At 54.3% G+C, this 9,240-nt stretch carries 10 protein-coding genes; 9 read left to right on the top strand and 1 reads right to left on the bottom strand.

What is annotated here, in order from left to right; genetic code table 11:
* Positions 1–1,095, bottom strand: a 1,095-nt coding sequence (locus MVC73_RS04405; RefSeq protein ID WP_297507410.1) for an FAD-dependent oxidoreductase, incomplete at its 3' end; no start/stop codon positions are given.
* Positions 1,096–1,244: 149 nt separating this feature from the next.
* On the opposite strand from MVC73_RS04405, the gene MVC73_RS04400 reads away from it, so the two are divergent.
* The 9 genes from MVC73_RS04400 to MVC73_RS04360 form a co-directional block, all read left to right on the top strand.
* Positions 1,245–1,448, top strand: coding sequence for a hypothetical protein (locus MVC73_RS04400; RefSeq protein WP_297507408.1), 204 nt, complete (start codon positions 1,245–1,247; stop codon positions 1,446–1,448).
* 117 nt (positions 1,449–1,565) lie between these two features.
* Entirely contained in the window at positions 1,566–3,089 is a 1,524-nt protein-coding gene (locus tag MVC73_RS04395) for a cytochrome ubiquinol oxidase subunit I (RefSeq protein WP_297507406.1), read from the top strand.
* Positions 3,089–4,084, top strand: a complete 996-nt coding sequence (gene cydB, locus MVC73_RS04390; RefSeq protein WP_297507403.1) for a cytochrome d ubiquinol oxidase subunit II — start codon at positions 3,089–3,091, stop codon at positions 4,082–4,084. Before MVC73_RS04395 ends, cydB begins: the two co-directional genes overlap by 1 nt.
* Before the next feature lie 102 nt (positions 4,085–4,186).
* Complete coding sequence (locus MVC73_RS04385; RefSeq protein WP_297507415.1) at positions 4,187–5,389, top strand: TIGR04053 family radical SAM/SPASM domain-containing protein; 1,203 nt, start codon at positions 4,187–4,189, stop codon at positions 5,387–5,389.
* 10 nt (positions 5,390–5,399) lie between these two features.
* A complete protein-coding gene (locus MVC73_RS04380) occupies positions 5,400–6,464 on the top strand; it encodes an ABC transporter substrate-binding protein (protein ID WP_297507413.1) in 1,065 nt (354 codons plus the stop codon).
* Positions 6,465–6,483: 19 nt separating this feature from the next.
* On the top strand, positions 6,484–7,359 hold the full coding sequence (locus tag MVC73_RS04375) for a hypothetical protein (protein ID WP_297507401.1): 876 nt from the start codon (positions 6,484–6,486) through the stop codon (positions 7,357–7,359).
* Positions 7,356–8,291: an iron ABC transporter permease gene (locus tag MVC73_RS04370; protein ID WP_297507399.1), complete on the top strand. Its 936-nt coding sequence runs from the start codon at positions 7,356–7,358 to the stop codon at positions 8,289–8,291. The genes MVC73_RS04375 and MVC73_RS04370 overlap by 4 nt, the downstream gene beginning before the upstream one ends.
* Positions 8,288–8,902 (top strand): flavodoxin domain-containing protein, encoded by a 615-nt coding sequence (locus MVC73_RS04365; protein ID WP_297507397.1) that lies wholly within the window; start codon positions 8,288–8,290, stop codon positions 8,900–8,902. Before MVC73_RS04370 ends, MVC73_RS04365 begins: the two co-directional genes overlap by 4 nt.
* A partial coding sequence (locus tag MVC73_RS04360) for an ABC transporter ATP-binding protein (RefSeq protein WP_297507395.1) occupies positions 8,883–9,240 on the top strand: 358 nt, incomplete at its 3' end. The genes MVC73_RS04365 and MVC73_RS04360, both read left to right, overlap by 20 nt.

Here is a 9,240-nt window from a genome sequence, read left to right as displayed (position 1 = left end):
CACGAGCGGACTCTTGACGAGGAGGTAGCACTCGCGCTTGTACTTGCTCCCTGCCCACTCGTACTCGCAGTTTCCTGAGAAGCCGGTGTTGTAGCCGTGGCCAACGCACATGGTCGGGGCGTATTCAGCGACCGGGTAGCCCCCGTGTATCCTGTGGAGAATGCTCGTTGCCGCAACGATTGAAGCGTTGTGAAGCGGAACTCCAGCGGTGAGGAGTCCAAGAGGCGGCATCGAAGCCTCGCTTACGATGTAAACTTCGTCGTAGTCCGGATAGCGGAAGTCTGGTCCCTTAACCTTCGCCCAGCGCGGATCCTTCTCGCTCGCCATGAAGGACATGACGTCTGGAATAGCTATGGGCGGTATCTTGATGAGCAGGTCGTAGTCAACCTCGGCGTTCTTCGTTATTACCTTGTTCGGCGTTATCTCAACGTGGCCGTCGTTGTGGATGAACTTAACCCTTGCCTTTTCCATCTCCCTCTCGAAGAACCTGACCAGGTCGGGTCCGAGACCGCTCGCAGGTCTCTTGTCGGGGTGGACGACGGTTATCTCAACGTTTTCAATTCCCCTGTGCTCGAAGTACATCCTCAAGTTGAGGCTCATCTCGTAGGGGTATATGCCACACCTGTGCGGTCCCTCGGGGGCGTAGATGACTATCTTCCCGCCCTTGAACTCCGAGAGGGCCTTGTGAAGTTCAAGAGCCCCCTCAAGGGTGTAGTTGTGGTAGCCGTACTCGCTCATGCCCTTGTACTTGTCCCAGACGTACTTGACGCCGAGGCCGAGGAACAGGTAGTCGTAGTCATAAACCTTACCGCTCTCGGTCCTCACCTGCCTGTTAGCAAGGTCTATCTCTGTGACCCTGTCAATGTTAACCTTGAAGCCGTATATCTTCTCCGCGTTCTTTATCGGTGCCCAGGTCTCCCCCGGTGAAGCCGAGCCCAGAGCAACCTCCATGAAGAGTGGTGGCATGTAGTGTCTCTCGCTCGCGGTCACCATTGTGACGTCCACATCGATGCCAAGCCTTTTTGCCTCAGCGGTGATGTACCTCCCGGCGACGAGGCCGGCGGTGCCACCGCCCAAAACAAGAACCTTCACCATATCTGCACCTCCTGGTTAGGTTCGTCTAATGGATTTAGACTGCCAGGGGTATATAACCCTTTTGATTCTCGCACCTTACGGGTTTGGATAACTTAAAAGGCGAAAGAGATATAAGAACATGGTGCTAAATTAAAATCTGGTGATGCACCATGGGGGTGGAAGCTGAAACCGGCAAGGAGGTTATAGCTGGGCTGGTTGCCATAACATTGACACTGCTGTTTGTTTTGTTGGCATTCCTGTTGCACAACGTTGTATGGATTGTGGCAGGAATGCTCTTCACGGTCGGATTCATTCTCTACGCGGCTGAGGTACACGGACTTGGCTTCTTCACGAAGCCAAAGGCAAGAACCTAGTTTGTTCCCCCCATTCTTTCGTTTTTTGTCTAGGACATATATTCGAAAAGCCGAAAACATTATAAGTTTGGAACTCACTTGAGTTAGTTTGAGGGTCAAACGAGGAGGTGACGTGGAATGGATCCGGTGCTGCTGTCGAGAATACAGTTTGCCCTGACCGCCGGCTACCATTGGATTTTCGTGCCGGCGAGCATAGGAATGGCCTTTATGGTGTTCCTGATATGGACAATGGCAGCGATAACAAACGAGGAGCAGTGGCACAAGGCCGCGAAGTTCTTCAGCAAGTGGCTTGGAGTCTTCTTTGTCCTCGGTGTTCCAACGGGAATCGTCATGGAGTTCGAGTTTGGAGCAAATTGGGCCAGATATTCGACCTTCGTCGGTTCAATCTTCGGCCCACCGCTGATGCTTGAGGGACTCTTCGCCTTTGCCCTTGAGTCCACCTTCATCGGCGTTTTGCTCTTCGGCATGGACAGGCTTCCCAGGGTCATAAGCTGGATTTCAGCCTTCTTCGTGTTCCTTGGCTCCAGTCTCTCGGGCCTGTGGATTCTCATAGCCAACAGCTGGCAGCAGACTCCCACTGCTTACATAATCAAAAGCACCCCGCTCGGCCCGAGGGCAGAACTCACGGACTTCATGAAGGCAGTCTTCAACCCGCTTCTCGTCAGCCAGTACACCCACACCATCAACTCGGCCATCCTGACTGGTTCCTACATAGTCGCCGCAGTGGGAGCCTACTACCTGCTCAAAAAGAGACATGTTCAGGTGGCACGCTCGGCGGTAGCGATAGGAATAGTCGTCCTCGCAATAAGCTCGATAATCCAGCTCTATCCGACCGGCCACGCAGAGGGCAGGGTCATAGCAAAGTACCAGCCGACGAAGCTTGCCGCAGATGAGGGCCTCTTCAAGACCGAGAGTGGCGCGCCGATGATAATCTTTGGAATCGTTGACGAGAAGAACCAGGAGGTCAAGGCAGCCATCGGAATTCCAAAGCTCCTGAGCTGGCTCTCCTTCGGTGACTGGAACGCAAAGGTCCTCGGCCTGCACGATGCAGCAAAATACGTCTGGTACCAGCAGGTTCTCAACAACCCGAACTACGCCGATGAGAAGGTCAAGAAGCAGGTGGTCGAACAGATAATGAGGGCCCACGGAGTTGACCCGAACGACCCACAGGCCAACGAGAAAATGGTTCAGGTCCTTGAGAAGGCCGTGCCGGTTGCCTTTATGTTCTACGCCTACCGCGTCATGGTCGGCCTTGGAACGCTCTTCATCCTGATAGGCCTCGTTGGAGTTCTCCTCCTGCTCCTCGGCAAGCTCTACGACGCAAGGTGGTTCCTCAAGATACTCGTCGTTACACTCCCGCTCCCGTGGCTGGCTGGAGAAGCGGGATGGTTCACCCACGAAATCGGCAGGATGCCGTGGATGGTCTGGGGAATGGTCACCATCAACACCGGTGTTTCACCGAACGTCTCAGCTGCCAGCGTGCTGACGACCCTCATAGGATTCATAGTGGTTTACACAATACTGTTCTACATCTGGCTCCACTTCGTCAAGAAGCTCGTCAGAGAGGGTCCCGAGCCGGTTGAGGGTGACGTTACGGCCAAGCCAACTCCGGCTGTAAGCGCCGCGGGAGGTGGTCAGTGATGGACTACGCGACCGCATGGTTTTACTTTTCAGCCTTCCTCCTCGGAATGTACCTAGCCTTTGATGGCTTCGACCTGGGACTTGGCTCACTGCTGTTTTTCGTCAAGGATCAGAAGGACAGGGACATACTCATAAACACGATTGCTCCAGTCTGGGACGGCAACGAGGTATGGTTCATCACCTGGGGTGCGGGAATATTCGCAATGTGGCCGGCTCTCTACGCAACGCTCTTCAGCACCTTCTACCTAGCGGTCTGGCTGCTGGCGTTCCTGTTCATATTCAGGGCAGTCGGCTTCGAGTTCAGGAACAGGAACAAGGAACTCTGGGACAAGCTCTTCGCCCTGGTAAGCGCTCTGATACCGCTCGTCATAGGCGTCATCGTCGGAAACCTCATAATGGGGATCCCCATAGACGCAAAGGGCTTCCACGGTTCCCTGCTGACTCTCTTCAGGCCGTACCCACTGATAGTCGGCCTCTTCGTGCTATTCGCGGTGATGTGGCACGGGGCCAACTGGGCGGTCTACAAAACGACCGGAAAGATACAGGAGCAGATGAGGAAGCACGCCTTCAACTTCTGGATCCTCACGGTGGTCTTCCTCCTGCTCGTCGTCATCGGCATGAAAATCTGGGCGCCGCTGAGGTTCGAGAGAGCACTAACACCGCTCGGACTCACACTGACCCTCATAATCCTCATCGCTGGACTGCTCGACGGCTACCTCATCAAGAAGGGCTCGGAGAAACTGGCTTTCTACATCAGCTGGCTCGCCTTCCCGTTGGTGGTCTACCTCGTCTACTACACCATGTACCCGTACTGGGTCATCTCAACGACCGACCCGAACTTCAAGCTCAGCATCCACGACCTGGCAGCGTCCCCACTAACACTCCAGGCGGTACTCGGAGTCTCGGTAATACTAGCGATAATCATCATGACCTACACCCTCTACGTCTACAAGGCCTTCGGCGGAAAGGTTACCGAGGCGGAGGGCTACTACTGACCCCTTCTTTTATTTTACCTTCGGATTTCGAACTTCTGAGAGAAAAGTTTATAATTCGATGGTCTTAAGTTCATTCTGGTAACCTAAGAGACGGTGGTCGAAATGCACCGAGGCAGATCTAAGCCATGGCCCTATGATAAGAAACCCGTCCTCGTTTTCTGGGAAACCACAAAGGCCTGCCAGCTCAAGTGCAAGCACTGCAGAGCAGAGGCCATCCTTCAAGCCCTACCGGGCGAGCTGACGACGGAGGAAGGGAAGAAACTGATAGATTCACTCACCGAATTCGGGAGGCCCTCTCCAATCCTCATCCTCACAGGTGGAGACCCGCTCATGAGGAAGGACATCTTCCAGCTCATAGACTACGCCGTCGAAAAGGGCATACGCGTTGGTTTGGCTCCGGCTGTAACACCTCTCCTCACGGAGGAAACAATAGATAAAATCGTCGAGCACGGCGTTAAAGCAGTGAGCATAAGCCTCGACAGCCCGTTTTCACAGGTTCACGATTCCATAAGGGGCATCGAGGGAACGTGGGAGAGAACAGTCTGGGCGATAAGGGAGTTCCTGAAGAGGGACGTTTCGGTTCAGGTGAACACCGTCGTCATGCGCGAGACCGTTGAAGGATTGCCCGAGATGGTGAAGCTGTTGAAAGAGCTGGGCGTCCAGATCTGGGAGGTTTTCTACCTCGTTCCAACCGGCAGGGGCAACTTTGAGAGCGATTTAAGGCCAGAGGAGTGGGAGGATGTGACCCACTTCCTCTACGAGGCTTCAAAGCACCTTCTCGTCAGAACGACAGAGGGGCCGATGTTCAGGCGCGTGGCGATAATGAGGAAGGCCCTTGAGGAGAAAGGAATAAACCCGGACGAGGTTCTGAAGCCGGGAGAACTCTACTTTAAGCTCAAGAGAAAGCTTATTGAACTGCTCGGAGAGGGTGGAGAAGCGAGGGCGCAAACGATGGGAACACGCGATGGAAAGGGCATAGTTTTCATCGCCTACAACGGGAGCGTCTACCCGAGCGGCTTCCTGCCCTTCAGCGTCGGCAGCGTGAGGGAGAAGAGCCTCGTTGAGATTTACAGGGAAAGCGAGCTCATGAAAAAGCTCCGCTCGGCCGACTTCAAAGGTCGGTGCGGTGCCTGCGAGTTTAAGGGAGTATGCGGCGGGAGCAGGGCGAGGGCCTACGCCTACCATCTCGATCCGCTCGCCGAAGACCCGGCCTGCCCCTACGAGCCCGGAACCTATCTCGGGCTCGCCAAAAAGCTCGGTCTAAACCTCCCGATTGGCACCTTTGGAGAGCAGAAACCGGTGTGAGGTGGTGGAGATGAAGTGGAAAGCGGTTTTACTCATCGGAATCCTGCTGGTTTCAGTTCTCGGTGCCGGCTGCATTGGAAGCTCCGGCACCTCAGAAAAGACAGCCTCCACCCAGGACGAGATAACCGTCAAGGACTTCGCCGGCAGGAGCGTGACAGTGAAGGTTCCGGTCCGGAGGGCAGTAATCCTCTCAACTTCGGCCCTTGAAATAGTCCAGCTTCTCAACGCGGGCGATCAAGTTGTTGGGATTCCAGCGGAAGCGAAGGGAGACGCTTTTCTCAGTGAAAGTCTAAAGAACAAAACCGTCGTTGGGAGGAGGCTCAAGATAGATGACTGGGAGAAGGTTATCGCTCTAAAGCCCGACCTCATCGTGAACCTCTACCTGAGGAAGTTCTATGACGTTGACAAGTTCCTCAACAGGTCGGCCAGCTACGGCATCCCGGTGGTAATGCTCCGCGAGGACAGGCTTGAAGACATTCCGAAGGCCGTTTCCCTGCTCGGAAAGCTCTTCGGGAAGGAGAAAGAAGCCAAAGCCTTCGAGGACTACTTTAACGAGCAGGTGAGCGGGGTAAAGGCAATTGCTTCGAAGATACCGAGAGAGGACGGGAAGAAGGTCATCATGATACAGCCGATAATGGGGAAGCTTTACGCGGTCAACGGCAACGACGTTTTAGCTCAGGCCGTTAGGCTTGTTGGAGCTGACTACATGGTGAACCTCACCTTCAATGGCTACACGCCCGTTAGAGTTCCAATGGACAGGGAGAAGATAATCGCAAGTTACGGCGATGCCGACGTGGTAATCCTTCTCACGAGCTCAGTTACGCCCTACGAGAAAGTGGAAGAGCTTAAGAATGAAATGCTGGGCGACGATGCATGGAAGGAGATAAAAGCTGTCAGAGAGGGCAACATCGTTATTCTCCGCGCCGATATGGGCAGAGAAAGCTTCCTCCGCTGGAGCCCGAGGATGGCCGTCGGAATCTGGGTCATAGGAAAGGCCGTCTATCCGGGCTATTACCCCGAGTGGGAAGGCAAGGCGAAGGAGTTCATCGAGAGGTTCTACCCCTTCCTCTCCTGATTATTTTTGGGGTGAAACCATGGTAGCGGTTTTCCCTGCCAGTCTTGCAGAAATCGTCAAGCTCGTTGGGAAGGGCGACGGGATTGCCGGGATAAATGAGGAAATAAAGCTCGACTACTGCCTGCCGGAGCTTAGGGATAAGCCCGTAATCGGCAAATACCTCAAGAGAACGAAGAAGACCTACTGGGACGTTCTGGAGGGAATAAGGCCGAAACTAATCCTCGACTTCAAGGTTGAGAACCTCCACTCATCGGATGAGCTGTATTCCTTCGCTGAACGGATTGGTGCGGAGGTTCTTCTGCTCGACTTTTTAACCGTTGAAGACCTCGTTGAAGGAAGCAGACTGATAGCTGAAAAAACCGGCGGGGAATTCTCAAAGCTCGGCGAGTTCTACGAGAGGCATTTGTCCAGAATAGCCGAGGTCTCGGAGTCACTTGAAGAAAAGCCGAAGGTGGTTATGCTTTACCGGGGAATAAACGTCGTTACCGGGACAAACGTGATAAGCGATGCTGTCGAGAAGGCCCACGCCGAGAGCCTCGGGAAGAGGCTGAGAACGGAGAGAAAGGTTTATCCCCTCAAAAAGGAGGACTTCATCAGGCGCTTTAATGATGCGGATCACATCTTCCTCCTGACGAGCATTCTAACGAGCAAGGAGAAGCTTGAGGAGATAAGGGACGTGATGCTGGATTCGGTAGAATGGAGAAAGGTTAAGGCCGTTGATGAGGGCAACGTCCACATAGTTGGCTCAGCTCTGGACAGAGAGAGCTTTATGCGCTGGAGTCCACGCTTGATTCCAGGAATATACCAGATAGGAAGGCTTGTTCACGGAAGGGACTTCCCGGACTGGAAAAAGCCTGAAAAAGAGCTTTACAGCCTCTGCGGTGTTGAGGAATGAGAAAGCTCGCCCTTATAATCCTGCCATCATTCGCCATACTCCTCGGAATCTTCGCGGGTAGCTACCCGACCAACCCGCTTCACCTGACGGAGGGATCCGTTAAAATAATTTGGGAAATCCGCCTGCCGAGGACTCTGATGGGTGTTTCGGCGGGAATAGCACTTTCTTTAGGCGGAATGACCCTGCAGGCGGTTTTCAGAAACCCGCTCGTTGACACATACATTCTCGGTGTTTCCTCCGGCGTTGCCCTCGGGGCGGCTATGGCGGTTGCCTTTTTACCTTTCGCCGGCGTTGCTCCACTCGCACTAATCTTCGGCCTCTTGGCCGTTTTCCTCGCCTACTGGATGGCGAGGATAAACGGGAGGGTTTCTACCGTTTCCCTGATTCTCGCAGGGATAATCGTTACCGCCCTTTTCTCTGCCCTTCTTTCGCTCCTCGAACTCCTCCTTCCGAGTGAGAGCTTATACGCTCTGGTCGTATGGCTGATGGGCAGTCTCTCAAGCGCAGACTGGAAAACGGTAATCTACTCCCTTCCGGGCGTTGTTATCTTGGCGTTCATCCTTTTCCTCCTCCGCTGGAACCTCAACGCGATGAGCTTGGGCGATGAGGCCGAATTGCTTGGCCTGAACGTTCACCTCTGGAGGGGCCTTTTCGTTTTCATCTCTGCTTTGATGACTACCCTCGTTGTTTCCTTCACAGGGATAATCGGCTGGGTGGGGCTTATGGTTCCACACATAGCGAGGATGCTCGTAGGCCCGGAGCACTCAAAGTTAATCCCTGCAACGGTCTCAATCGGAATAACCGTGATGGTCTTGGCTGATGTTGTTGTGAGGCTCCTTCCGGGGAACGTGCCTGTCGGAATAATAACGACGCTCGTTGGCGTTCCCTTCTTCGGCTATCTCCTCAGAAAGACCGGGGGTGGATGGAGTTGAAGGTTCTCATCGCGTATACAACCCGCTATGGAACGACGGAAAAGGTCGTTGGGCTGGCCAAGAGACTCTTTGAGGATAGAGGGCACAACGTGGAAGTCAGACGCGTGGAGGATGACCCCTCACCTGCCGGCTACGATCTCGTAATCCTGGGCGCTCCCGTTTACCGCGACGGTCCCCATTGGAATTTGATGGAGTGGGTTGAAAGACACAAAGGGGAGCTTGAGGACGTTCCAAAGGCGTTCTTCCTGGTGGCGATGCATTTGGCCGGTTCAGTCTTCATGGGGAAGCTCCACGGAGGGATAGCATACGCCCAGCCGCTGGTGGATGCCTTCGAGGTTCCGCCCTTCTACGGGACGCTCATCGGAGGCGAGATAGACCCTGAAAAGCTGAGCGACGAAGACAGGAGGAAGATGAGGCGCTTCTACGCGGTTCTCGGGGAAAAGCTGGAGAAGAAGAGCCTCTTCAGTGAGAAGGACGTGGATGCCTTCGTGAGGAGAACGCTCCTCTACTACGACTGGTTCGGGAAGCACTTCAAGCGTGGCGAGGTTGAAAAGGCCAAGAACTTTGACTTCATGGAGAAGGTGAGGGAGCTTGAAAGGACTCTGGGCTGAAGACGTTGGCTTTTCCTACGGGGACTTCAGGGTGGATGGGGTTAGCCTCAGGGTCAATCCCGGTGAGCTGGTCTCCATAATCGGCCCTAACGGAGCTGGAAAGAGCACCCTCCTCAGGCTAATCTACGGAACTCTAAGGCCAGATAAGGGGCGGGTCTTGGTTGATGGGAACGACGTTCACAGTCTTTCAGCGGGGGAGAGGGCAAAACTCCTCGGCTTCGTTCCTCAGAGCCACGTTCCAACGTTTCCGTTCAAAGTCCTTGACTTTGTCCTTCTCGGCGCAACTCCCGAGCTTGGAACGTTCGGTGCCCCCGGCAAAAAACACAGGAGAAAAGCCC

Origin of the sequence: Thermococcus sp. (genome assembly GCF_027052235.1) — an archaeon.
Lineage (GTDB): Archaea > Methanobacteriota_B > Thermococci > Thermococcales > Thermococcaceae > Thermococcus.
This window is presented reverse-complemented; position numbering and strand designations above follow the sequence as displayed.

Excerpts from the sequence above, each read along its gene's own strand:
- MVC73_RS04400 (WP_297507408.1), top strand. The coding sequence starts at position 1,245 with ATGGGGGTGGAAGCTGAAACCGGCAAGGAGGTTATAGCTGGGCTGGTT.
- MVC73_RS04370 (WP_297507399.1), top strand. The coding sequence starts at position 7,356 with ATGAGAAAGCTCGCCCTTATAATCCTGCCATCATTCGCCATACTCCTC.
- MVC73_RS04375 (WP_297507401.1), top strand. The coding sequence starts at position 6,484 with ATGGTAGCGGTTTTCCCTGCCAGTCTTGCAGAAATCGTCAAGCTCGTT.
- MVC73_RS04380 (WP_297507413.1), top strand. The coding sequence starts at position 5,400 with ATGAAGTGGAAAGCGGTTTTACTCATCGGAATCCTGCTGGTTTCAGTT.
- MVC73_RS04385 (WP_297507415.1), top strand. The coding sequence starts at position 4,187 with ATGCACCGAGGCAGATCTAAGCCATGGCCCTATGATAAGAAACCCGTC.
- MVC73_RS04395 (WP_297507406.1), top strand. The coding sequence starts at position 1,566 with ATGGATCCGGTGCTGCTGTCGAGAATACAGTTTGCCCTGACCGCCGGC.
- cydB (WP_297507403.1), top strand. The coding sequence starts at position 3,089 with ATGGACTACGCGACCGCATGGTTTTACTTTTCAGCCTTCCTCCTCGGA.